This window comes from Massilia forsythiae (assembly GCF_012849555.1).
Lineage (GTDB): Bacteria > Pseudomonadota > Gammaproteobacteria > Burkholderiales > Burkholderiaceae_D > Telluria > Telluria forsythiae.
This window is the reverse complement of sequence record NZ_CP051685.1, coordinates 3,855,432-3,878,912: the sequence shown is the minus strand read 5'-3', so window position 1 is coordinate 3,878,912 and position 23,481 is coordinate 3,855,432. Positions and strand designations below refer to the sequence as shown.

The 23,481-nt window shown below is 66.3% G+C and carries 21 protein-coding genes and 8 tRNA genes; 11 read left to right on the top strand and 18 right to left on the bottom strand.

The window, feature by feature from the left end; all coding sequences use genetic code 11:
- The first annotated feature begins 40 nt into the window (after positions 1 to 40).
- The 3 genes from HH212_RS16685 (at position 41) to HH212_RS16675 (ending at position 3,287) form a co-directional block, all read left to right on the top strand.
- Complete coding sequence (locus tag HH212_RS16685; protein WP_170203492.1) at positions 41 to 1,024, top strand: hypothetical protein; 984 nt, start codon at positions 41 to 43, stop codon at positions 1,022 to 1,024.
- 47 nt (positions 1,025 to 1,071) lie between these two features.
- Positions 1,072 to 1,323 carry a hypothetical protein gene (locus tag HH212_RS16680; RefSeq protein WP_170203491.1) on the top strand — a complete coding sequence of 84 codons (252 nt, stop codon included), beginning with the start codon at positions 1,072 to 1,074 and terminating at the stop codon, positions 1,321 to 1,323.
- An 86-nt stretch (positions 1,324 to 1,409) separates the two neighbouring features.
- A complete protein-coding gene (locus HH212_RS16675) occupies positions 1,410 to 3,287 on the top strand; it encodes a S8 family serine peptidase (protein WP_229217313.1) in 1,878 nt (625 codons plus the stop codon).
- 63 nt (positions 3,288 to 3,350) lie between these two features.
- Here the strand turns inward: HH212_RS16675 and HH212_RS16670 are convergent.
- The 9 genes from HH212_RS16670 to gltX form a co-directional block, all read right to left on the bottom strand.
- Positions 3,351 to 3,426 (bottom strand) — tRNA-Glu (locus HH212_RS16670).
- A gap of 28 nt (positions 3,427 to 3,454) precedes the next feature.
- Positions 3,455 to 3,530: transfer RNA gene (locus HH212_RS16665), tRNA-Glu, on the bottom strand.
- Between the two features lie 22 nt (positions 3,531 to 3,552).
- A tRNA-Ala gene (locus HH212_RS16660) sits at positions 3,553 to 3,628 on the bottom strand.
- 43 nt (positions 3,629 to 3,671) lie between these two features.
- A tRNA-Glu gene (locus tag HH212_RS16655) sits at positions 3,672 to 3,747 on the bottom strand.
- Positions 3,748 to 3,868: 121 nt separating this feature from the next.
- Positions 3,869 to 3,944, bottom strand: a tRNA-Glu gene (locus HH212_RS16650).
- A 48-nt stretch (positions 3,945 to 3,992) separates the two neighbouring features.
- Positions 3,993 to 4,068 (bottom strand) — tRNA-Ala (locus HH212_RS16645).
- A 73-nt stretch (positions 4,069 to 4,141) separates the two neighbouring features.
- Positions 4,142 to 4,217 (bottom strand) — tRNA-Glu (locus HH212_RS16640).
- Between the two features lie 37 nt (positions 4,218 to 4,254).
- Positions 4,255 to 4,330: transfer RNA gene (locus tag HH212_RS16635), tRNA-Ala, on the bottom strand.
- Positions 4,331 to 4,391: 61 nt separating this feature from the next.
- Complete coding sequence (gene gltX, locus HH212_RS16630; RefSeq protein WP_170203490.1) at positions 4,392 to 5,783, bottom strand: glutamate--tRNA ligase; 1,392 nt, start codon at positions 5,781 to 5,783, stop codon at positions 4,392 to 4,394.
- Positions 5,784 to 6,004: 221 nt separating this feature from the next.
- Between gltX and HH212_RS16625 the strand changes: the two genes are divergently transcribed.
- Both HH212_RS16625 and HH212_RS16620 read left to right on the top strand, forming a co-directional pair.
- On the top strand, positions 6,005 to 7,171 hold the full coding sequence (locus tag HH212_RS16625) for a GGDEF domain-containing protein (RefSeq protein WP_170203489.1): 1,167 nt from the start codon (positions 6,005 to 6,007) through the stop codon (positions 7,169 to 7,171).
- A 131-nt stretch (positions 7,172 to 7,302) separates the two neighbouring features.
- Positions 7,303 to 8,004, top strand: coding sequence for a 2'-5' RNA ligase family protein (locus HH212_RS16620; protein WP_170203488.1), 702 nt, complete (start codon positions 7,303 to 7,305; stop codon positions 8,002 to 8,004).
- 193 nt (positions 8,005 to 8,197) lie between these two features.
- On the opposite strand, the gene HH212_RS16615 is transcribed toward HH212_RS16620, so the two are convergent.
- Together HH212_RS16615 and apbC are read right to left on the bottom strand one after the other, a co-directional pair.
- A complete protein-coding gene (locus HH212_RS16615) occupies positions 8,198 to 9,244 on the bottom strand; it encodes an RNA methyltransferase (RefSeq protein ID WP_170203487.1) in 1,047 nt (348 codons plus the stop codon).
- Positions 9,245 to 9,452: 208 nt separating this feature from the next.
- On the bottom strand, positions 9,453 to 10,541 hold the full coding sequence (apbC, locus tag HH212_RS16610) for an iron-sulfur cluster carrier protein ApbC (RefSeq protein ID WP_170203486.1): 1,089 nt from the start codon (positions 10,539 to 10,541) through the stop codon (positions 9,453 to 9,455).
- Positions 10,542 to 10,688: 147 nt separating this feature from the next.
- On the opposite strand from apbC, the gene metG reads away from it, so the two are divergent.
- From metG to HH212_RS16580, 6 genes are all read left to right on the top strand, one after another.
- Positions 10,689 to 12,878 carry a methionine--tRNA ligase gene (metG, locus tag HH212_RS16605; RefSeq protein ID WP_170203485.1) on the top strand — a complete coding sequence of 730 codons (2,190 nt, stop codon included), beginning with the start codon at positions 10,689 to 10,691 and terminating at the stop codon, positions 12,876 to 12,878.
- 282 nt (positions 12,879 to 13,160) lie between these two features.
- On the top strand, positions 13,161 to 14,477 hold the full coding sequence (locus HH212_RS16600; RefSeq protein WP_170203484.1) for an enoyl ACP reductase FabMG family protein: 1,317 nt from the start codon (positions 13,161 to 13,163) through the stop codon (positions 14,475 to 14,477).
- Positions 14,478 to 14,543: 66 nt separating this feature from the next.
- A complete protein-coding gene (locus HH212_RS16595; protein WP_170203483.1) occupies positions 14,544 to 14,753 on the top strand; it encodes a DUF3460 family protein in 210 nt (69 codons plus the stop codon).
- A gap of 18 nt (positions 14,754 to 14,771) precedes the next feature.
- A complete protein-coding gene (locus HH212_RS16590) occupies positions 14,772 to 15,671 on the top strand; it encodes a segregation and condensation protein A (RefSeq protein ID WP_170203482.1) in 900 nt (299 codons plus the stop codon).
- Between the two features lie 51 nt (positions 15,672 to 15,722).
- Positions 15,723 to 16,562: a pantoate--beta-alanine ligase gene (gene panC / locus HH212_RS16585; protein ID WP_170203481.1), complete on the top strand. Its 840-nt coding sequence runs from the start codon at positions 15,723 to 15,725 to the stop codon at positions 16,560 to 16,562.
- Positions 16,563 to 16,645: 83 nt separating this feature from the next.
- The gene (locus HH212_RS16580; RefSeq protein ID WP_170203480.1) at positions 16,646 to 17,404 is read left to right on the top strand and encodes a PilZ domain-containing protein; all 759 of its coding nucleotides are present in this window, start codon (positions 16,646 to 16,648) and stop codon (positions 17,402 to 17,404) included.
- 171 nt (positions 17,405 to 17,575) lie between these two features.
- Here HH212_RS16580 and HH212_RS16575 read toward each other — a convergent pair whose 3' ends face one another.
- The 7 genes from HH212_RS16575 to HH212_RS16545 form a co-directional block, all read right to left on the bottom strand.
- Positions 17,576 to 18,781, bottom strand: coding sequence for an EAL and HDOD domain-containing protein (locus tag HH212_RS16575; protein ID WP_170203479.1), 1,206 nt, complete (start codon positions 18,779 to 18,781; stop codon positions 17,576 to 17,578).
- A 288-nt stretch (positions 18,782 to 19,069) separates the two neighbouring features.
- Positions 19,070 to 19,747 (bottom strand): protein phosphatase CheZ, encoded by a 678-nt coding sequence (gene cheZ, locus HH212_RS16570; protein ID WP_170203478.1) that lies wholly within the window; start codon positions 19,745 to 19,747, stop codon positions 19,070 to 19,072.
- A gap of 1 nt (position 19,748) precedes the next feature.
- Positions 19,749 to 20,144: a chemotaxis response regulator CheY gene (gene cheY / locus HH212_RS16565; protein WP_060566987.1), complete on the bottom strand. Its 396-nt coding sequence runs from the start codon at positions 20,142 to 20,144 to the stop codon at positions 19,749 to 19,751.
- Positions 20,145 to 20,305: 161 nt separating this feature from the next.
- Positions 20,306 to 21,394, bottom strand: coding sequence for a protein-glutamate methylesterase/protein-glutamine glutaminase (locus tag HH212_RS16560; protein ID WP_170203477.1), 1,089 nt, complete (start codon positions 21,392 to 21,394; stop codon positions 20,306 to 20,308).
- A 30-nt stretch (positions 21,395 to 21,424) separates the two neighbouring features.
- Positions 21,425 to 22,027: a chemoreceptor glutamine deamidase CheD gene (cheD, locus tag HH212_RS16555; RefSeq protein ID WP_170203476.1), complete on the bottom strand. Its 603-nt coding sequence runs from the start codon at positions 22,025 to 22,027 to the stop codon at positions 21,425 to 21,427.
- Positions 22,028 to 22,043: 16 nt separating this feature from the next.
- Complete coding sequence (locus HH212_RS16550) at positions 22,044 to 22,895, bottom strand: CheR family methyltransferase (RefSeq protein WP_370663880.1); 852 nt, start codon at positions 22,893 to 22,895, stop codon at positions 22,044 to 22,046.
- 67 nt (positions 22,896 to 22,962) lie between these two features.
- Entirely contained in the window at positions 22,963 to 23,457 is a 495-nt protein-coding gene (locus HH212_RS16545; protein WP_170203475.1) for a chemotaxis protein CheW, read from the bottom strand.
- Positions 23,458 to 23,481: the final 24 nt, after the last annotated feature.

The following is a 23,481-nucleotide window of genomic DNA, read 5'->3' as shown; positions in this document are numbered from 1 at the left end:
CGCGCCCGGCCACGGCCGCATCCAGAACGAGGAGTCGATCATGAATGAATTTCAGCAGCTCGGCATCGGACAGGCATTGGCACCGCAACAGTTTCTACAGCAACCGTTTCCACAGCAACAACTGTCGCCGCAAGGTTGGCTGGGCGGCATGATCGGGGCGCCGCTGGGCGGGCTGGCCGGGCGCGCCATCGGCGGCCTGTTCGACAATCCGCAGCTGGGCGCCCAGATCGGGCAGTATGCCGGCGGCATCGGCGGCGGCTTGCTGCCGCTGGCGGCCGGCCCCGGCCAGGCATTCGGCCAGGGCGGGCAACAGCAGGCCTTCGGCGGCCAGATCGCGCCGCAAGCCTGGCCCGGCGACCTGCTGGGCGGCCTGCTGGGCAACATCGGCATCATCAAGACCGCCGTCACGCTGCTGAACACCCTTGCCGGCCTGCTGCCGGTGGTCGCCTCGGCCCTGCCGCCGGGCTCGCGGGTGGCGCAGCGGCTGCAACAGGTCCAGCAGGTACTCCAGCAATTGCAGCAGGTATTCCACCTGCAGTCGCAGCAGGGCATGCAGCCGCAGATGCTGCAGCAACCGCAGCAGTTCCAGCAACAGCAACCACAGCAATTCCAGCAACCGCAGCAGGTCGGACAGGGATTGCAAGGCCAGCAGTTGCAGGGCCAGCTGGCGCCGCAGGGCTGGCTGGGCGACGCGCTCGGCCAGGTGGGACGCCCGCTCGGCGGCCTGATCGGCGGCATCGCCGGCAACCAGCAGTTGGGCAGCACCATCGGCGGCCTGTCCTCCGCGCTGGGCAGCCTGCTGCCGTTCTCGGCCGATCCCTTCCAGCTGCAGCAACTGGCCATGCAGCAAGCGTTGCAGGCGCAGCAGGGCCAGGCCGGGGCGCAGCAGTTCCAGCCGGGCCAGTATCCGGCCTACCAGGGCAATCCGATGGCCCAGGCGTATGGCCAGCCTTACGCGCAGGGGTTCGGCCAACTGCAGGGCGGCGCACAGCAGTCGCCCGGCGGCGGCGCCACCATCCATTGATCGATCGCGCAGGCGCTGCGCCGTACCGTGGTCATAGGGAGATCCGCATGCAGAACGCAGGTGGCACCAACCGCTACATCATCCATGCCGTCGGCGACGGGCCGGCCCTGGCGGCCTTTGTCGCCGGCATCGATGCCATCCCGGCGCTGCGGCTGGTCGAGAAGATCGGACCGCAGGCGCAGCCGCATACCGTGGTGGTCGAGACCGATGCCCATACGGCGCAACTGCTCGAGGCATCGTTCCGGCCGGCCAACCAGTTGATGATCGAACCGGACCGGCCGCTGTCGCTGTTCGACTAGCGCCGTCCTCAACCATTACCCGGAACGCCTCCGGCACCGCCGCCAGCGCGCGGCCGCTTGCCGGGGCGCTCCTTCGAGGAGCAGACATGGGCAAATCTCCAATGCCTGGACAGCCCGGCGCGCCGGATGGCGGCGGCCAGGAAGCGCCCCCGCCGCCGGACGGCGAGGCGGCGCGCGGCATGCGCGCCAGGGCGGACGAAGCGCCCGGCCGCCGCGTGGGCGAACGCAAGAAGCAGTTCCTGGTGGCGCCCCAGCAGGCGCCCGGCCTGGCCGCAATCGGCCCGTTCGGCATGCCATCGCCGGCGCTGCAGCCGCCGTCGCTGCAGGCAGTCGAAAAAGCGTTGAACGACCACCCCGACATCGACGTGGTGCGCACCGTCGGTACGGCCGGCATGGGCCCGCTGGGCATCGGCGCGGCCGCCGGCGGCGGCACGCTGGTGGCGCGCATGACCGACGACAAGGCGCGCGCGCTGCAGCAGCAGACGCAGGGCCAGCTGGTGATCGAGCGCGACCAGCATCTGTTGCTGCACGAAGTCATGCCGCGCCAGCCGGCAATGGTGAATTCGCTGGCGGTGCGCGCCAGCGCCACGCTGGCGTTCCGCATGGTGGTGCTGGGCAAGGACGGCACGCCCCTGCCGGACGCCGAGGTGGCGCTGTTCGGCGGCCTGCTGCCGGCCGGCGGCATGACCGATGCACGCGGCGAAGTCACGGTGACGCTGTACGGCGACTCCCCGCACATGGTGAGCGGCGTGTACGTCAAGCCGCGCGCCGATTACTGGAGCTTCTACCAGCGCGACCCCGACCTCGGCACCGACGAGGCGAACGTGATCGGCCTGCGCCCGCTGTCGGACTGGCCGCAACTGCCCGACTTTCCCAAGCGCAGCGCGATCGGCTGGGGCCAGCGCGCCATGCGCCTCGACCAGCTGCCGCCGAACTTCCGCGGCCAGGGCGTCAAGATCGCCGTCATCGATTCCGGCGCGGACAACCGCCATCCGGACCTGAAGCGCATCCAGAACGGCGTCGACATCATCGGCAAGAACCCGGACAGCTGGAACCAGGACGTGCTGGGCCACGGCAGCCATTGCAGCGGCGTCATCGGCGGCGCCGACCCGACCTTCGGCATCCACGGCTTCGCGCCGGAGGCCGAGATCCACGTCTGCAAGCTGTTCCCCGGCGGCCAAGTCAGCCAGCTGATCGAAGCGCTCGACTATTGCATCGAGCAGCAGATCGACGTGGTCAACCTGAGCCTGGGCGGCGTCTCGCCGTCGCCGGCGCTGGAGCAGCGCATCGTGCGCGCCAAGCAGGCCGGGATCGCCTGCATTGCCGCCACCGGCAATTCGGGCGGACCGGTGCAGTATCCGGCGGCGTCGCCCAACGTGCTGGCGGTGGCGGCGATCGGCAAGTTCGACGAATTTCCGCGCGATAGCTACCACGTCGAAACGCTGAGCACCGACGTCGATGCCTCGGGCTATTTCACCGCGAAATTCAGTTGCTTCGGGCCGGAAGTCGACGTGTGCGCACCGGGCGTGGCCATCGTTTCCTCGGTGCCGCCTGCCAATTTCGCCGCCTGGGACGGCACCTCGATGGCGGCGCCGCACGTGACCGGGCTGGCGGCGCTGATGCTGGCGCACCATCCGGCCCTGCAGGCGCAGGGCGGCATGCGCTCGGCGCAGCGGGTCGACGCCTTGTTCGACCTGATCCGCCGGAGCGGGCGCCGCGTCACCCAGTCCGGCGCATTGCGCACCGGCGCCGGCATGCCCGATGCGCCGACCGCGTTCGGGCTGGGGCTGCCTGGCCAGCAAGCCATGCAGGCGCCGCTGGGTTCGATGGCGGGCGCCATGGCGGCCAATGCGATGTTCGACCCCGCGATCAATGCCGCATACCTGGGCATGGGCGCACCGCGCGCACCGGCCTTCATGGCGCCGCTGGGGTTCGGGTATGGTGGAACGCGCGTCGGTTGGTAGGCGCAAAAAGAAAAACCGGAGCACCTGTCCGCGCATGCGCGGTGGTCTGCTCCGGTCTTTGCCTGGCGTCCCCACGGGGATTCGAACCCCGGTACTCACCGTGAAAGGGTGATGTCCTAGGCCTCTAGACGATGGGGACCTAAAACGGTGTGCTGCATCCTGCCTGCTGGCGTCCCCACGGGGATTCGAACCCCGGTACTCACCGTGAAAGGGTGATGTCCTAGGCCTCTAGACGATGGGGACCCGGACTGCAACATCGACAACTTGGTGGAGGTAAGCGGGATCGAACCGCTGACCTCTTGCATGCCATGCAAGCGCTCTCCCAGCTGAGCTATACCCCCCGAAACTTCAACAAAAAAGCCGCTCAAGGCGGCTCCTTGCAACTGGCGTCCCCACGGGGATTCGAACCCCGGTACTCACCGTGAAAGGGTGATGTCCTAGGCCTCTAGACGATGGGGACCTAAAACCGATACTACGTTGACTACACTGGCATGCCGCAGCGATGTGCCACCATCGCTCCGCCATCATCCATGCAACCCGCTGGCGGCTGCACGATGTTGGCAAAAACCTTGCCGAATTCTTGGCGTCCCCACGGGGATTCGAACCCCGGTACTCACCGTGAAAGGGTGATGTCCTAGGCCTCTAGACGATGGGGACCCTGGACTACTTGTCGACTGCATGATGCTACCGTCGTTTTTCCCTGCTTGGTGGAGGTAAGCGGGATCGAACCGCTGACCTCTTGCATGCCATGCAAGCGCTCTCCCAGCTGAGCTATACCCCCTACGGGAAAACGACACTATAACATACTGCATCTGCTTCTACTACCACGCCGCTTGCCCGAAAACCTGCGACGCTGGCGTCCCCACGGGGATTCGAACCCCGGTACTCACCGTGAAAGGGTGATGTCCTAGGCCTCTAGACGATGGGGACCCTGAACTACCTGACTGCCTACTGCACACTTCAACCTTGGTGGAGGTAAGCGGGATCGAACCGCTGACCTCTTGCATGCCATGCAAGCGCTCTCCCAGCTGAGCTATACCCCCGCAGTGCTGAAGTGCGAGCATTATAGCGGACGCACTTGCATTACGCAAATAGCCAAATCGCTTACAAACCCTTCGCTACGCGCGCCGCCACGGCGTCGCGGCCGAACAGTTCCAGCACGGCATCGATGGCCGGGGTCTGCAGCTGGCCGGTGACTAGCAGGCGCAGCGGCATGGCCAGCTGCGGCATCTTGAGGCCGTGGGCCGCCAGCACGTCCTTCATCATGGCCGCCAGCGCCGGCTTGGTCCACTCGACCTCGCGCACGCGCTCGGCGAACTGCGCCAGCGCGGGGCGCACAGCGTCGGTCAGGTGCTGGGCCAGCAACGCAGCGTCCGGCGCTGGCGTGCGATAGAACAGCATCGCCGCATCGGCCAGTTCGTTGACGGTGTTGGTGCGCTCCTTCATCAGGCCCAGCACGCTCGCCAGCGGCGGCGCGCCGTCGAATTGCGCGCCCTGCGCCACCATCTTCGGCCGCGCCAGATCGGCCAGGCGCCCGTTGTCGGCCTGCTTGATATAGTGGTTGTTCAGCCAGGCCAGCTTTTCCGGATTGAACTGGGCGGCCGAGGCCGTCAGGTGCTCCAGGTTGAACCACTCGGTAAACTGCTGCATCGAGAAGATCTCGTCGTCGCCGTGGCTCCAGCCCAGGCGCGCCAGGTAGTTCAGCATCGCCTCCGGCAGGAAGCCCTGCTCCGGATACTGCATCACGCTGACCGCGCCATGGCGCTTGGACAGTTTCTGGCCGTCCGGACCGAGGATCATCGGCAGGTGGCCGTACTGCGGCAGCTCGGCGTTCAACGCACGCAGGATGTTGATCTGGCGCGGCGTGTTGTTCACGTGGTCGTCGCCGCGCAGCACGTGGGTGATCCGCATGTCCCAGTCATCCACGGCCACGCAGAAGTTGTAGGTCGGCGTGCCGTCCGGGCGCGCGATGACCAGGTCGTCCAGTTCCTTGTTGGCGATGGTGATCGGCCCCTTGACCACGTCGTGCCAGGTGACTTCGCCGTCCAGCGGATTCTTGAAGCGCACCACCGGCTTGACGCCTTCCGGCACCGCCGGCAGGGTCTTGCCCGGCTCCGGACGCCAGGTGCCGTCGTAGCGCGGCTTCTCGCCCAGGGCGCGCATGCGCTCGCGCATGGCCTCGACCTCGTCGGGGGAGCAATAGCACAGGTAGGCGGTGCCGGCGTCCAGCATGCCCTTGACCACCTCGCGGTAACGGTCCATGCGCTGCATCTGGTAGAACGGGCCTTCGTCGTGGCTCAGGCCCAGCCACTGCATGCCGTCCAGGATCGCCTGCACCGCTTCCGGGGTCGAACGCTCCAGGTCGGTGTCTTCGATGCGCAGGATGAAGGTGCCGCCGAAATGGCGGGCGTAAGCCCACGAATACAGCGCGGTGCGGGCGCCGCCGAGGTGGAGATAGCCGGTCGGGCTGGGAGCGAAACGGGTACGGACGGTCATGGTAGGGAGAATGGGGCTGTGAATGGCCGGATGATTGGCAAGGCGGTTATTTTACAACCTCATCCCCGGCCTGCGTGGCCAGCCGCCCATGGCGTATGGATGCAACAGTTTCCAAATTGCAAATCAGCAAAAACAACAATTACTTTACATGAAATTGAACACTGGCTACAGTGTTGCCCGGATTTCAGCAATTTTTCGCCTCATCCTAGCCTCCGCCATCCATGCCGAACGATCCGAGCATTGCTTCCATTGCGCGCCTGCGTGGAGAATTTTCCTGTCCAGCCATGGAGGCCGGCTTCCTTCAGCACCAATCCGCCGAAATCCGGTCGCAGCTGCGCCGGGCGCTCCTGCTGTGCTCGCTGTTCTATGTGCTGTTTGGAATCAACGACATCGCCTTGCTGGGGCCGGAACGCGCGCTGGCGCCGGTGCTGGCGCGCGTTTGCATGCCGCTGCTCGCGGTGCTCGGCCTGCGCCATGCAAGCAGGCCCGGCGCCTCGGTGCGCGCGCCCTACCACGTCGCCAGCGCCTTCACGCTGTGCTGGATGGCCAGCTTCCTGGTGGTGACCTGGTGCCGGCCGCAGGAAGTACTGCTGCACGGGATGTCGCTGGCGATCATGGTCATCGTGTTTAACATCTTCATTCCGAACCGTCCGCTGGCCGCCCCGCTGCTGGCCTGCGGCGCCACCCTGGCCTTCCTCGCCATCGCCTTCCACCAGCACCAGGAAACCACGCGCCACCTGCGTTCGATGGCGGTGCTGCTGGTATTCGCCAACGTGTTCGGCGCGGCCGCCGCCAACCGCTTCGCGCGCCTGTGGCGCGAACAGTACCGGACCCAGCAGGTGCTGACCAGCCTGTCGATGCGCGACCCGCTCACCGGCTGCTACAACCGGCGCCACCTGAACGACGCCCTGCTCGACGACGAAATGGCGCGCGCGCGGCGAGACGGCCTCGACCTGTCGCTGATCCTGTGCGACCTGGACGGCTTCAAGGCGATCAACGACACCCACGGCCACCACGCCGGCGACCTGGTGCTGCAACGCTTCGCGGCCTTGCTGCAATCGATGACGCGCGAGGGCCTGGACACGGTGGTGCGCTATGGCGGCGAGGAATTCCTGGTAATCCTTCCTGAAACCGCCCCCGAAGACGCGGCCGCACTGGCCGAGCGCATGCGCGCCGCCTGCGCGGTTGAACGCATCGCCTTCGGCGACATCGCGCTGGCGGCCAGCGCCAGCTTCGGCGTGGCCGGCGCCAATCTGGCCGCCGTGCGCACGCTGGCGCCGCACGCGCTGATCGCCGCCGCCGACGAACTGATGTACGAGGCCAAGCGCGCCGGCCGCAACCGGGTGCGCGCGCGCCGCCTGCTGCCGCCGATCGGCATGGCGGCCTGATTCGGGATACCGACACCGACGCCGGCATGGCGCCTCGCAAGGGTGGCGGCGCAATCCGCGACGAGGCCGGCAAGCGATCCGCACGAGCGGCCACCGTTGCCGGCACGCGTGCCTTGCGCCACAATACACGCATGCACACCGATCCCGCACCGCACGCGCTCCAGTCCCATTACGACGCCATCTGGGAGCGCAGCCGCGCCGCCATCGGCACCGGCGACATCGACTGCGACGCGCGCCTGCTGCAAGGCCCCGACCCGCGCCGCGGCCTGACCCTGATCGCACGCCCAGGCGCCGCGCTGGCGGGCCGCTTCACCCACCTGCTGGAACGCCTGGACGCGCTCGAACCGGGCCAATACCTGCATCCGGCCGTCGACCTGCACGTGACCGTGCTGTCGCTGTTCACGGTGGGCGACGATTTCCAGCCGCAGTTGGCGCGCCTGGACGATTACCGCGACGCGGTACGCTGCGCGGTGCATGGCCTGCCGGCCTTCGAGATCGATTTTCGCGGCGTGACGGCGTCGCGCGGCGCGGTGCTGGCACAGGGCTATCCGCACGGCGACACGCTGGCCACGTTGCGCGACCGCCTGCGCGCCGAGCTGCGCGCACGCGCACTGGACGCGTCGCTCGACCGGCGCTACCGCCTGGTGACGGCGCATGCGACGCTGCTGCGCTTCGTGCGGCCCCTGCGGCAGCCGCGGCGCTTCGTCGAAGCGATCGAGACGCTACGTGGTGCAGCGCTGGGCGTCATGCGCGTGGAGCGGATCGAACTGGTGGTGAATGACTGGTACATGAGCAGTGCCTCGCTACGGCAGGTAGAGATGCTGGATCTGTAGGGTGGGCGGGGCTGGCCACGCGGCTTCGTCAGCGCCGCTTGAATGCGTGGACGGCGGCGAGGGTGGTGCGATGCGAACGGTACGGTGCGGCCGCCCACCCTACCGAAACACGTACAGGCCAACGATCATGCCTGCACATCCCGGTTCCCTCATGCCTTATGCGAAGGCACATCGACGAGGCGGTGCCGGCCGCTCATGCCGCCTTCGGCTGCCTGTGCAGCGCCTGCATCCGCACCGGCTGCCCGCCCGCGGCGCGCGCGCGCAATTGCCCGCAGCCGCCGTCGACGTCCTGCCCGGCCGAATCGCGCAGCTTGGTCAGCACGCCGCGGCTGGACAGGTGCGCGGCGATGGCGCGCGCCTTGTCCCAGCCGGGGCGGCGAAACGGCAGGCCGGGATTGGTGTTGTAGGGGATCATGTTGAGCACCGCATACTTGCCGCGCAAGAGATCGACGATGGCGTCGAGCTCGTCCTGGCCGTCGTTGACGCCGTCCAGCAGCGTCCACTGGTACTGGATCGGATAGGCGGATACCCGCGCATAGCGCTCGCCGTGCTCGACCAGCTCGGCGGCCGTGAAGCGCGGCGCGCGCGGCAGCAGGCGCGCGCGCAGGTCGGCCCGGGTGGTGTGCAGCGACAGCGCCAGCGCCGGCTTGACGCGCCCCAGCGGCAGGCGCTCGAACACGCGCGCATCGCCCACGGTGGAAAACACCAGGTTCTTGTGGGCGATGTTGCCCTCGATGCCGAGCAGCTCGATCGCTTCCAGCACGTTGTCGAGGTTGTGGGCCGGTTCGCCCATGCCCATGAACACCACCTTCTTGACCGGCCGCAGGCGCCGCGCCAGCACCACCTGCGCCACGATCTCGCCGCTTGTCACCTGGCGCACCAGGCCGCCCTGCCCGGTCATGCAGAATTGGCAGCCGACCGCGCAGCCGACCTGGCTCGACACGCACACGCCGTCGCGCGGCAGCAGCACCGATTCCACCGTCTGGCCGTCGGCCAGTGCCACCAGCAGCCGCGCCGAGCCGTCCTCGGCCGGATGGTTGCCGATCACGCGCGCCATGGCGTCCAGCTCGGCGTCCAGTTGCGGCAACGCCTCGCGCACCGGTTTCGGCAGGAAGTCGGCGGGACGGCGCCGGCCCTGGTCGTGCGGCATGGCGCGGACCCAGTCGCGCAGGACGCGGTCTTCGTGCAGGGGCATGGCGCCGAGGCTGCGCAGGCGGGTGCGGATGGTGTCGATGCGCATGGTTTTTTGTTCCGACGAGCGAGAAGCAATGAATGAGATGCGAGCGTAAAAACGTCGTCCCCGCGAAGGCGGGGACCCATGCCGAGCCTCCGGAAGCCGATATACTGGAAGCGGCGGTGGCGCTTTCAATGGATCGACCTTGGGAATTCAGCATGGGTCCCCGCCTGCGCGGGGACGACGGCTTAAGCGCTGGCGGTGAAAACCTGTGTCAGTCGTTCTTGACCACGATGGTCGGAAACTTGGAACTCATGTCCTTGGCCTTTTCCGCCACCTTGATCGCCACCTTGCGCGCGATGTCCTTGTAGATCTGCGCCACCGCACCGTCCGGCTCGGCCACCACGGTCGGGGTGCCGGAATCGGTCTGTTCGCGGATGGCGAGGGTCAGCGGCAGCTTGCCGAGGAACTCGACGCCGAAGTCGGCGCACATCTTCTGGCCGCCGCCGGAACCGAAGATGTCTTCGGCGTGGCCGCAGTTGGAGCAGATGTGGGTGCTCATGTTTTCCACCACGCCGACGATCGGGATGCCGACCTTCTCGAACATCTTGAGACCCTTGCGCGCGTCCAGCAGGGCGATGTCCTGCGGGGTGGTGACGATCACGGCGCCGGTGACCGGCACCTTTTGCGACAGGGTCAGCTGGATGTCGCCGGTGCCCGGCGGCATGTCGACGATCAGGTAGTCGAGCGCGCGCCAGTTGGTCTGTTCCAGCAACTGCTGCAGCGCCTGCGTGACCATCGGGCCGCGCCACACCATCGGCTCGTCCGGGTCGATCATGAAGCCGATCGACGAGACTTGCACGCCGTGGCCTTCGAGCGGCTCCATCGACTTGCCATCCAGGCTCTTCGGCTGGCCGCTGACGCCCAGCATCATCGGCTGCGACGGGCCGTAGATGTCGGCGTCCAGCAGGCCGACGCTGGCGCCTTCGGCGGCCAGGGCCAACGCCAAATTGACCGCGGTGGTCGACTTGCCGACGCCGCCCTTGCCCGACGCCACGGCGATGATGTTCTTCACGTTCGGCATCACCTTCAGGCCGCGCTGCACCGCGTGCGAGACGATCTTGCTGGTGACGTTGACACTGACGTTGCCCACGCCCGGCAGCGCGCGCAGCGCGTTGATCACGCCCGTGCGGATGGCGCCGACCTGGCTCTTGGCCGGGTAACCGAGTTCGATGTCCAGCGACAGGCTGTCGCCGTCGATCTGGATGTTCTTGGCCGACTTGGTGCTGACGAAATCTTTATTCGTGTTCGGATCGACGACGGCCGACAGCGCGGCCTTGACGTCTTCTACAGTGATGCTCATGGGGTTCTCCGGATGTGATGCGCAAGTTTAGCGCAAAACGGCCGATCGATTAGTGTCCAGGGGGCAAAACCGCCAAGAAGCCCCTGCGCGTTCGGGGTCATCCACTGTAAAATGCCTGTTTTCCCAATCGAACTTCCCTTTCCGACCATGACACGCAAGCTGTTCGTCACCACCGCCCTGCCCTACGCCAACGCCGCCTTCCACATCGGCCACATGATGGAATACATCCAGGCCGACATCTGGGTCCGCTTCCAGCGCATGCAGCAAGACAACGGCCAGCAACGCGTGGTGCACTTCGTCGGCGCCGACGATACCCACGGCACGCCGATCATGATCGCCGCGGAAAAGGACGGCGTGACGCCGCAAGCATTCGTGGCGCGCATCGCTGCCGGCCGCCAGCAATACCTGGACGGCTTCCACATCGCCTTCGATAACTGGTATTCGACCGATTCGCCGGAAAACGTCGATTTGTCACAGGGCATCTACCGCAAGCTGCGCGATGCCGGACTGATCTATACGAAAACCGTCGACCGCTTCTACGACACTGCCAAGGGCATGTTCCTGGCCGACCGCAACATCAAGGGAGAGTGCCCGGTGTGCCATGCCAAGGACCAGTACGGCGACAACTGCGAAGTCTGCGGCGCCGCCTACCAGCCGACCGAGCTGATCAACCCGTTCTCGGTATTCACCGGCTCGACCCCGGTCCTGAAGCCGTCCGAGCAGTACTTCTTCAAGCTGTCCGACCCGCGCTGCTTCCAGTTCCTCAAGGACTGGCTGAACACGCCGGGCCGCCTGCAGCCGGAAATGGTCAACAAGGTCTCCGAATGGCTCGGTGAAAACGGCGAAAAGCTGGCCGACTGGGACATCTCGCGCGACGCGCCCTATTTCGGCATCCCGATCCCGGACGCGCCGGGCAAATTCTTTTACGTGTGGCTGGACGCGCCGGTCGGCTACCTGGCCAGCCTCAAGAACTATTTCGAAAAGCAGGGCCTGGACTACGAGGCCTTCCTCCAGGACCCGAGCGCGGAGCAGGTGCACTTCATCGGCAAGGACATCGTCTCCTTCCACCTGCTGTTCTGGCCGGCGATGCTGAATTTTTCGGGCCACCCGATCATCGACAAGCTGAAGGTCAACGTGCACGGCCACCTGACCGTGAACAACGAAAAGATGTCGAAATCGCGCGGCACCGGCATCTCGCCGCTGCGCTACCTGGAACTGAAGATGAACCCGGAGTGGCTGCGCTACTACCTGGCGTTCAAATTGAACAGCAAGGTCGAGGACCTGGACTTCAACGGCGACGACTTCGTGGCGCGCGTGAACAGCGACCTGATCGGCAAGTACGTGAACATCGCCAGCCGCTGCGCCGGCTTCATCGCCAAGAAGTTCGACGGCAAGCTGGCCGCGTCGCTGTCGGACGACGCCAAGGGTTGGATCGCGCGCGCGCTGAACGGCGAGCAGGGCGAACGCCAGGCCAGCATCGCCGCCAATTTCGAGTCGCGCGAGTTCGGCAAGGCGCTGCGCGAGATCATGGAAGTGGCCGACGTCGCCAACCGCTACGTCGACGAGAACAAGCCGTGGATCCTGGCCAAGGACGAAGCGAAGACCGCGGAACTGCACGAAGTCTGCACCACGGCATTGATCCTGTTCCGCCAGCTGACCATCCTGCTGTCGCCGGTGCTGCCGCAGGTGGCGGCGCGCGTGCAGGAGTTCCTGGGCGACGCTGCCTTCGGCTGGGCCGATACGCAGGGCGACACGGTGTACACGTCGATGCTGGGCCGTACCATCGGCGCCTACAGCCACCTGATGCAGCGCGTCGACGCCAAGATGGTCGAGGATTTGTTCGACAAGCCGGGCGTCGCCACGCCGGCACAGGTCGCCGCTCCCACTGCTGCTGCGGCAGCGACTACCCCGGCAGCGGGCACGGCGGCAAGCGCTGCGGCAGGACCCGCCGACGCGGGTGTGCAAGCGGCCGCCGGCGACATCGAGGAACTGGCCCCGGAAATCTCGATCGACGATTTTACGAAGATCGACCTGCGCGTGGCGAAGATCGTCAACTGCGAGCACGTGGAAGGCTCCAGCAAGCTGCTGCGCCTGACGCTGGACGTGGGCGAAGGCCGCCACCGCAACGTGTTCTCCGGCATCAAGTCGGCCTACCAGCCGGAGCAATTGATCGGCAAGCTGACCGTCCTGGTCGCCAACCTGGCGCCGCGCAAGATGAAGTTCGGCGTGTCGGAAGGCATGGTGCTGTGCGCCTCCGCCAAGGACGAAAAGGCGAACCCGGGCCTGTACCTGCTGGAGCCGGTGTCCGGCGCCCAGCCGGGCATGCGCATCCGCTGATCCTTTCCTGCGCCGGCGCCGGCCGGCGCCACCGGATGCGGCGCTCCCCGAGCGTGGATGCCGCATCCGGCCCCAGCCGCACGCCCTCCGCAGCGGCCGCGGCCGCTGTCCTTCCGCCACCCGCCGCGCATGACGATTGAGGCAGCCCGCCCGCCTCGCCGCTTGCCAGACTAGTATCAATTTTTGCGCACCAGTGGCGGTATAATGCGCACCTTCAATAACAAGGGGGCCGGCCCCAGTCCAGGCGCCGATCCTTCCTACTTTCGAGCGATGGCACATACTATGACCGAATACAAAGCCCTGAGGCATATCCCGCACGCCAACCTGTTCCGCCAAGGTGACGTGTTCGTCCTGTTCGGCGAACTGTTCGGCCGCGGCTACGCCAACGGCCTGGTCGACCAGGCGCGTGCCGCCGGCATGACCATCCTCGGCATCACCGTCGGCCGCCGCGACGAGGGCGGCGCGCTGCGCGCGCTGACCACGGAAGAGCACGCGGAAGCCGAAGGCAAGCTGGGCGGCAAGATCATCAACGTGCCGCTGATGGCCGGCTTCGACATGGACGCGCCGGAAGGCGAGCAGAACCCGACTGAGATGCTGGCCGGCGTCACCCTCAAGGGCTGGCAGGAAGACAAGCTGGACTGGGACAAGATCGAAGCCTGCCGCCTGGCCGGCGTGCGCCGCTTCAGCGCGGCGGCGCAGCAGGCCATGGCGGAGATCGACAAGCTGGTGCCGGATGGCGCCAACGTGTTCTTCGCCCACACCATGGCCGGCGGCATTCCGAAGATCAAGGCCTTCCTGGCGATCGCCAACCGCATCTACAAAGGCCGCGGCGAGCGCTTCATGTCCTCGCGCGCCCTGCTCGACAGCGACCTGGGTAAGCTGATCCTGATGAACTTCGACGAAGTCACCGCCAACACGCTGAAGTACCTGATCGACGCGTCGAGCGCGATCCGCGAACGCGTGACGGCGCAGGGCGGCCAGGTGCGCTACACCGCCTACGGCTACCACGGCACCGAAGTGCTGATCGGCGGCGAGTACACCTGGCAGACCTACACCAACTACACGCAAGGCTACGCCAAGATGCGCCTGGAATCGATCGCCGAGGCGGCTTGGCGCCAGGGCATCGCCGCGACCGTGTTCAACTGCCCGGAAATCCGCACCAATTCGTCGGACATCTTCGTCGGCGTCGAACTGTCGCTGTTCCCGCTGCTGGCAGCGCTGAAAAAAGAAAACGGCGGCGCCTGGGCCCAGCAGCAGTGGGACGCGTGCCAGGCCCTGCTGGGCGAAGGCGTGTCGCTGCAATCGATCCTGGACAAGCTGGAAGCCTACCTGCAGACCGACACCAGCAAGGGTTTCCGCGACTTCGAAGCCTGGCCGATGGACAATACCCCGGCGCTGGCCGACGTCATGATCGGCACCTCGGACGAGATCACCTCGCTGCATCTTGACCGCAAGGCGCTGATCACCGACCACCTGTCGGCGCTGGTGCTGGAAAGCGCGGGCCCGCTGATGTTCCACGGCGCGGCCGAAAAGATCGCGCCGGTGTTGTGGCTCAACCACGACATCATCGCGCGCCAGCTGAACGAACTGCACAACTAAACCTTATTCATTCCGGCTGGCAGGCAGTATCATTGCCTGTTTGCCGACTTTAGGACAAAGAAAACCATGGGCCTGTTCACCAAACATTCGATGTACGAATCCGACCACACCAAGTTCATCCGGGAACTCAAGGAAAAGACCCCGGGCATGGACGAGCGCCAGGTGGCCGGCCGCGCGCTGCTGTGGGACAAGGCGCCGCTGACGCTGGACGAGCAGCGCCGCGTCGAGGAATCGCGCCTGCGCCAGCAAGCCTACCCGTACCAGAGCAAGGTCTGATTCCCGAGGCCGGCGACGATGCTGCCCGAGCAGGTGGCCCCGGATGGGGCCGCCGATCCCGTTGCCGGCGACGGCGCCGCGTCCGGCCATCCCCAGGATGAGGCCGGCGCCGCGGCCCAGGCCGCCGCACAGGCGGCCGAAGCCGCGGTGGCGCGCCTGTACGGCGAACCGCTGCTGCGCCTGCCCAACGACCTGTACATCCCGCCCGACGCGCTCGAGGTGTTCCTGGACGCCTTCGAAGGCCCGCTCGACCTGCTGCTGTACCTGATCCGCAAGCAGAACTTCAACATCCTCGATATCCCGATGGCGCAGGTGACCCTGCAATACCTGGAGTACGTCGAGCAGATCCGCCAGAGCAACCTGGAACTGGCGGCCGAATACCTGCTCATGGCGGCCATGCTGATCGAGATCAAGTCGCGCATGCTGCTGCCGAAGCGCCAGGACTTGCTGGTCGAGGAAGCCGACGATCCGCGCGCGGAACTGGTGCGGCGCTTGCTGGACTACGAGCAGATCAAGCTGGCGGCCAAGGACCTGGGCGCCCTGCCCCAGTACGAGCGCGATTTCCAGCGCCCGTCGCTGCCCATCGAGCAGGGCGACGCCGTGGTCTGGCCGCAGGTCGACGCGCACGACCTGCAGCGCGCCTGGATGGACGTGCTGCGCCGCGCCAGGCTGACCCAGCACCACCGCATCGGGCGCGAGGAACTGTCGGTGCGCGAGCACATGTCGGCCATCCTGCGCACGCTGCAGTCGGCGCGCTTCGTCGAGTTCGCCGACCTGTTCGGCGGCCAGGCCGGCGTGCCGGTGGTGGTGGTGCACTTCGTCGCCCTGCTCGAGCTGGCCAAGGAAACCCTGATCGAAATCACCCAGGCCGAACCGTTCGCGCCGATCTACGTGCGGCTCGCCTATTCCCCGGCCTGAACGCCGGCCCGAACCACGGCGCGGCGCCGCCTCAACGAAACCGAATCAATCATGAAAATCATCTCTTCCATCGAGGACCTGCGCGACCAGTTGCGCGGCCAGCTGCGTACCGCCTTCGTTCCGACCATGGGCAACCTGCACGAGGGCCACCTGTCGCTGATGCGCCTGGCGCGCCGCCACGGCGACCCGGTGGTCGCCTCGATCTTCGTCAACCGCCTGCAGTTCGGCCCCAACGAGGATTTCGACAAGTACCCGCGCACCTTCCAGGCCGACGTCGAGAAGCTGGAAAAGGAAGGCGTGTACGTGCTGTTCGCGCCGACCGAGAAGGACCTGTACCCGGAGCCGCAGGAATACCGCGTGCAGCCGCCGGACGGCCTGGGCAACATCCTCGAAGGCGAGTTCCGCCCCGGCTTCTTCAACGGCGTGTGCACCGTGGTGACCAAGCTGTTCTCGTGCGTGCAGCCGCGCGTGGCGGTGTTCGGCAAGAAGGATTACCAGCAGCTGATGATCATCCGTAACATGGCGCGCCAGTTCGCGCTGCCGACCGAGATCATCGGCGCCGAGACCTTCCGCGCCGAGGATGGCCTGGCGCTGTCCTCGCGCAACGGCTACCTGTCGCCCGCGGAACGCGCCGAAGCGCCCTTCCTGTACCAGACCCTGCAGTACGTGGCGGAACAGGCGCGCGCCGGCCACCCGGACCTGGCGGCGCTGGAGCGCGACGCCATGGCGCGCCTGGCCGGCCACGGCTGGCAACCGGACTACGTCTCGATCCGCAAGCGCATGGACCTGCAGGCGCCCAGCGCCGCAGAACATGCCGCCGGCGATCCGCTGGTGGTGCTGACTGCGGCCAAGCTGGGCAATACGCGCCTGATCGATAATCTGGAAATATGATATTTTTCCATTTGGAAATTTCGATGACGTTTTGCTAAAATCGTGGCATTGTTTCTTAACCAAGGCCTGCGGCAGGTACCCGAATGACCGACTTCGCTCCCAACCATTTGCGCAAGGGCCCGCCCAAGGCCGCCGACGCCGTCGACCGCATCGGCCCGCAACACGGGGCGCACCAGATGCGCGACGCGTCCGAGATCGCCGGCACGCTGGCGGGGCTGGCGCAGGCCGGCGAAGCGGTCACGGTGTACCCGCCCGGGCGCCTCGTGGCCATGGCGCGCATCGACGAGGTACTGCCGGATGACGCTTGCTTCACGCTCGACCTCGCCGACGGCGACCTGGTGCTGGCGGAAGGCAAGACCACGCTGGTGGCTTCGCTCGGCGGCAACGCCAAGATCCAGTTCGAGCTGGACGCCGACTGGAACGTCGTGCCCGGCCGGCCGCACCTGACCCGGTTGCCGATTCCGGTCATGTGCCAGGTGCTCAACCGGCGCGCCGAGCCGCGCCTGGAAACGCCGGTCGGCGTCAACTACAGCGCGCGCTTCACGACGCTGGGCAAGGTGTTCGAACTGCCGCTGCACGATTTTTCCAGCGGCGGCGTGGGCATGCGCGCCACGCCGGAACAGGCCTACGAACTGTACGTGGGCAGGAAGCTGGATGGCGTGCAGCTGGACCTGGGGCCGTCGCTGCGCATCGTGGCCGACCTCGAAGTGCGCCTGCTGCGGCCGTTCCGCACCTTTTTGCTGGGGCAGCAGGTGCAGATCGGCTGCCGCATCTCGCAGATCGCGATGCAGATGCGCCAGGGGCTGGACCGGGCGGTGACGACGGTGCAGAAGCGCAGGTGATGGGTGGCAGAGGCCGCGACATGCGCACAAACGACAACGGGCCGCGCGGCCCGTTTTTTACGTTCGATGGTAGGGTGGACGGGTCCCCCGTCCACGCGTTCAACCAATGCATGCACATGTTGAACGCGTGGACGGCGGAGCCGCCCACCCTACCAACGGTGCCACGGTGTTTCACGCGGCCACGTTCTGCGCCCACGCCAGCGCCGACAAGTGCGCCTGGTTGACGGCCAAGGGCGCGATCCCGAGCGCGGCGGCCATCGAGGCCACCAGGTTGGAATTCAGTTCGCACGCCTCCGCCAGCGCCAGGTAGGGTCCGTACACGCCGTCGCGCGCCAGCAGCGCGCGCACCACCGGCTCCGGCAGCTGGATCGCATCCAGCACTTCCTGCATCGGCAAGCCCAGTAAACGGTCGAGCAGCGAGAACATGCCGGCCACGAACAGGTATTCGCCATCGCCGCGCGGCAAATTCTTCTGCCCGAGCAGCTCGCACAGGCGCGCGCGCACCACCGCGGTTTCCATCAGCACCGGCGAATAGCCGCTGGAACTGGCGGTCGCCAGCAGCAGCACCAGCCAGCGGTACAGCGGCGCGTAGCCGAGCATGGCGATCGCCTGGCGCAGCGACTGGATCTCGCGCCCGGCGCCGAAACCGGCCGAATTGATGAAGCGCAGCAGCTTATAGATCAGCGCCGGGTCGCGCTTGAGCACGGCCTCGATCTTGGGCACGTCCTCGTTGTTCTGCACCATCTGCATCAGTTGCAGGATGATGGCCTGCGCCGGGTTCATGCCCTTCACCGGGTTGCCGGGACGCGGTGTCAGGTGCAGCTTGCCGACCACCGAGTCCAGTCCGAGCGCGGCGCAGGCGTCGAATTCGGCCCAGGTGGCGACCGGGCGCCCGACCAGGCGCAGCGAGGATTGCTTGGCGGCGGCATAGGTGCGGGCCTGGGCGGCGACATCGGCGCCGGCGAAGCGCACCTCGGCGAACGAGGCCAGCGGCGCCAGGTTGCGCCCCAGCAGGTCGAGGTTCACGCCGCGGATCGAGATGCCGACCCCGCCGGCGCGCAGGCCCTGCACCGCGGCGCGGGTATCGGCGTTGGCCAGGTCGCGCGTGCGCACCGACAGCACGGTGCGTTCCGGCGGCAGCGCATGCAGCGCGTCCAGCGACAGCATGGCCGGCACCGCGTCCAGGAACAGCAGCTTGTCGCGCAGCAGCCAGCCGCCCTCCTCGTCGACCAGCTGGCCGGCGACGAAGCCGACCAGCGCTTCCAGGTCGGCGTCGGTGACCTGCTGTTCGTGCTGCTGCCATGACAGTTCGTAGCCGATGACGCGCTGCCTGGGATCGAGCAGGGGTTCACGGACGATGAAATTGGTCTGGTGCATGAGTCTGGGCGCCGGTGAGACGATGGGTGAGACTGGGTGAAACTTTTGATGCCGGATGGGCGGCACCGCTTGCTGCTGGCAATACATGTGGATCGGTTACCCCGTCGTCCCCGCGAAGGCGGGGACCCATACTGAGTACCAGAATTCGCTAACGTTGAAACCGTCACGGTTTTGCTAGGACAGCAGCTTTGGAGGCGCAGCATGGGTCCCCGCCAAGGGGGCCGCCCAGGCCGGGGACGACGTGCATCATGTTGCGCTTACATTATCGACGCGGATGACTCGACCGCTTCAAAAACCCAAGCTGTCGAGCAGGTCATCCACCTGCCCCTGGTCCGCCACCACCTCGGTATTGCCCTGCGGCTTGATCTGCGGCCCGTTCAGCAAGCCATTGTCCAGCTCGCGCTTGATCTCTTCCGGCGCGAAGTCGACCAGCACCTGCACCAGTTGCTTTTCCAGGTTCTGGGCGATGCCGGTGATGCGCTTGATCACCTGGCCGGTCAGGTCCTGGAAGTCCTGGGCCATCATGATGTCCATCAGGTGGCCCTTGGTGGCGCCGGCCGACGTACGCGCGACGTCCAGGCTGGCCACGGTACGCTCGGCCAGCGCGCGCCAGGCAGCGTCGTCGCCAGCCGGCGCAGCCAGCAGCGCCTGCCAGGACCGGGACAGGTCGGTGGCCGAGGCGTCGATGCCGTCCTGCAGCGGATTGGCGGCGTCGGTGGCGTCCAGCACGCGCTTGGCGGCCTGTTCCGACAGGCGCGCCACGTAGTCGAGGCGGTCGCGCGCGTCGGGGATGTCGCTGGCGGCCTTTTCGATCAGCTTGTCCAGGCCCAGACCGCGCAGGTTCTCGTGCAGCGCGCGCGTCATGTGGCCGATGCGGCTGAGCACCTCGTCGTGCGCACCGGGTTCGACCGCCGCGGCGTCGACGGCCGCCACCTCTGCAACCTGGCCAGCGATGTGCGCATTCATGTCAGGCAGCCTTTTCCATCTTTTCGAAGATCTTGTTCAGCTTCTCGTCCAGCGTGGCCGCGGTGAACGGCTTGACGACATAGCCATTGGCGCCGGCCTGGGCCGCCGCGATGATGTTTTCCTTCTTGGCCTCGGCGGTCACCATCAGCACCGGCAGCTTGGCCAGCGCGGGATCGGCGCGGATGTTCTGCAACATGGTCAGGCCGTCCATGTTCGGCATGTTCCAGTCCGACACCACGAAATCGAACTGTTCGCTGCGCAGCTTGGCCAGCGCCATCACGCCGTCTTCGGCTTCGTCGACGTTGGCGTAGCCCAGTTCCTTCAGCAGGTTCCGGACGATACGGCGCATCGTCGAGAAGTCGTCAACAACCAAAAAACGCATCTTTGGATCAGCCATGAATTACTCCGTTGTTTCTGTATTCTGATAAGGCATCCCGGCCGCGGGCGGTTTGCGGGACCCCGTGATGTTGGTAGGGTTCGGCACTGCTTAACAGGCCTTAGCATAGCATTTTTGTTGCCGTACGGCGATAAAACTACAGTGAAAGCAACCGGTTCGGATCAAACACGCAACGCCCGCCCCCCATGCGTTGCAAGATGGCCAAGAACCAGTCCCGGCAAGGCCTGCAAGGGCGCGATTTCGTGGGCGGCGCCGATGGCGATCGCTTCGCGCGGCATGCCGAACACCACGCACGAAGCTTCGTCCTGGGCGAAATTGTACGCTCCCGCCCCCTTCATCTCCAGCATCCCTTGTGCGCCGTCCTTGCCCATGCCGGTCAGGATCACCCCGACCGCGTTCTTGCCGGCGGCCTGGGCCGCCGAACGGAACAGCACGTCCACCGACGGACGGTGGCGGTTGACCGGCTCGCTCTGCTCGATGCGGGTCATGTAGTTGGCGCCGGAACGCGTCAGCAGCAGGTGCGAATGGCCGGGGGCGATGTAGGCATGGCCCGGCAGCACCCGTTCGTTGCCCTGCGATTCGCACACGCTGATCTTGCACAGCGAATCGAGGCGGCGCGCGAACGAGCTGGTAAAACCTTCCGGCATGTGCTGGGCGATCAGGATGCCCGGACAGTCGGACGGCATCTGCATCAGGAATTCGCGGATCGCCTCGGTGCCGCCGGTGGAAGCGCCGATGATGATCAGCTTTTCCGACGAGTTCAGCGGCGCGCGCAGCACCGGCATCGCGGTTCCCGTCCCGGTGCCGGCGCCCGGCGCATGCAGGCTGCGCGGCCGGATGCGCGCGCGCGCGGCGGCGCGGATCTTGTCGGTGATCAGTTCGGTGTATTCGCGCATGCCGGACTGGATCGAGATCTTCGGCTTGGTGACGAAGTCGACCGCGCCCAATTCCAGCGCGCGCATCGTGATCTCGGACCCGCGCTCGGTCAGCGAGGACACCATCAGCACCGGCATCGGCCGCAGGCGCATCAGGCGCTCGAGGAAATCGAGGCCGTCCATCTTCGGCATCTCGACGTCGAGCGTGAGCACGTCGGGATTGGTGCGCTTGATCAGTTCACGCGCCACCAGCGGGTCGGGGGCGACCCCGGCCACTTCCATGTCGGGCTGGGAATTGACGATCTCGGTCATCACGCTGCGGATCAGGGCCGAGTCGTCGACGATCGCCACCTTGATCTTGTTGGTCGTGTTCATCCTGCGAGCCTTTCTCTCAAGCGGATTTTATTATTGGAACAGGTCGACGTCGCCGCCCACCGGCGCCACCTTGAGGCGGCTGGCGTAGTCGGATTCGCGCTTGGCCAGCGTGTCGTTGTGGGTCTGCATCAGCTTCTTGACCAGCACGCGGCCGCTGCGCGGAAAAAAATACACTTTTCTCGGGTAGATGTCGTTGAGGTCCTCGGCCACCACCGGGATGCGCTCGGTCTTCAGGAAGCGCATCACGAAGGCGGCGTTGCGCTCGCCCACGTTCATCGCCGAAAAGCCGCGCAGCACGGCGCCGCCGCCGAACACCTTGGCTTCCAGGTGTTCGCGCCGCGCGCCCGCTTTCAGCAAATCGTTGATCAGCACTTCCATCGCATAGGTGCCGTAGCGCATCGAGGCCGAGACCGGACTGCCGGCCTCGCCGCCGCCGTCGGGCAGCATGAAGTGGTTCATCCCGCCCAGGCCCTTGGTACGGTCGCGGATGCAGGCCGACACGCAGGAGCCGAGCACGGTCACGATCAGCATGTCCTTGGCGGTGTAGTAGTACTCGCCCGGCAGGATCTTGGCGGCGTCGCAATCGAAGGTGCGGTCGTAGTAGACGTTGGTGGCAAAATGGGTATTGTCCATGCGTGGTTCATCCCGCCTAGGCCTGGGCCAGTTCGTACACCGTCTTGCCGCGCAGGCGCAGCGCGTCGGACACATACAGGAAGTTCTCCGAGTGCCCGGCGAACAGCAGCGCATCCGGCTTCATCAGCGGCACGAAGCGCGACAGGATCTTGCGCTGGGTGGCCTTGTCGAAGTAGATCATCACGTTGCGGCAAAAGATCGCGTCGTACGGCCCCTTCACGTCCCAGCCGTCGGCCAGCAGGTTCAGCTGGCGGAAGCTGACCAGGTTGCGCAGTTCCGGGCGCACCCGCACCATGCCCTGCTGGGCGCCCTTCCCCTTCAGGAAGAAGCGGCGCAGGCGTTCCGGCTCCAGCTTGTCGACGCGCTCCATCGGATACACGCCGGCGGCGGCCGTGGCCAGCACGTTGGTGTCGATGTCGGTGGCGACGATCTGCACGGGCGGCGTGGCGCTGCCGAAGGCTTCGCACAGCGTCATCGCGATCGAGTACGGCTCTTCGCCGGTGGAACTGGCCGAGCACCAGACGGTGAACGGCGCCGCTTTGTCGCGGCGCGCCCTGGACGCATGCTCGGCCAGCAGCGGGAAGTGATGGGCCTCGCGGAAGAACGAGGTCAGGTTGGTGGTGAGCGCGTTGGTGAACGATTCCCACTCGCCGCCCATGTGGCCGCCTTCCAGGCCGTCCAGGTAGGTCGCGAACGAGGCGATGCCGGTGGCGCGCAGGCGGCGCGCCAGGCGGCTGTAGACCATTTCCTGCTTGCTGTCGGCCAGCGAAATGCCGGCGCGCTGGTAGATCAGCCCGCGCACGCGCTCGAAGTCGTGGCGCGTGAATTCGAATTCCTTGCCGGTTTCCTGCTTGCTTGTCAGCGGCACGTTTTACCTCTGTCTCTCGTTATGCGCACGCCGTACGGCGCGCGCTGTGTTGCGCCGCGTCGGGTGCTTACGCCGCCATCTTGTCGATCAGGCCCATCTCGCTGGACGACATCAGCTTGTCGATGTCGATCAGGATCAGCATGCGCTCGTCGACGGTGCCCAGCCCGACCAGGTAGTCGGCGCTGAAGGCGCTGCCCATGTCCGGCGCCGGCTTGATCTGGTCCGGGGTCAGCGTGGTCACGTCGGACACGCTGTCGACCACCATGCCCATGATGCGCCCGCCGATGTTCAGGATGATCACGACCGTGAACTGGTCGTAGGTCGGGGTGCCGAGCTTGAACTTGATGCGCATGTCGACCACCGGGATGATGATGCCGCGCAGGTTGATCACGCCCTTGATGAATTCCGGCGCGTTGGCGATGCGGGTCACGGCTTCGTAGCCGCGGATTTCCTGCACCTTCAGGATGTCGATGCCGTATTCCTCGGAGCCGAGGGTGAAGGCCAGGTATTCGCTGCCGCTGCCGTCGTGGGCGTCGTTCTTGATGGTCAGATGTGTGGACATGTCGGTTCCCAATGGATGAGTTGA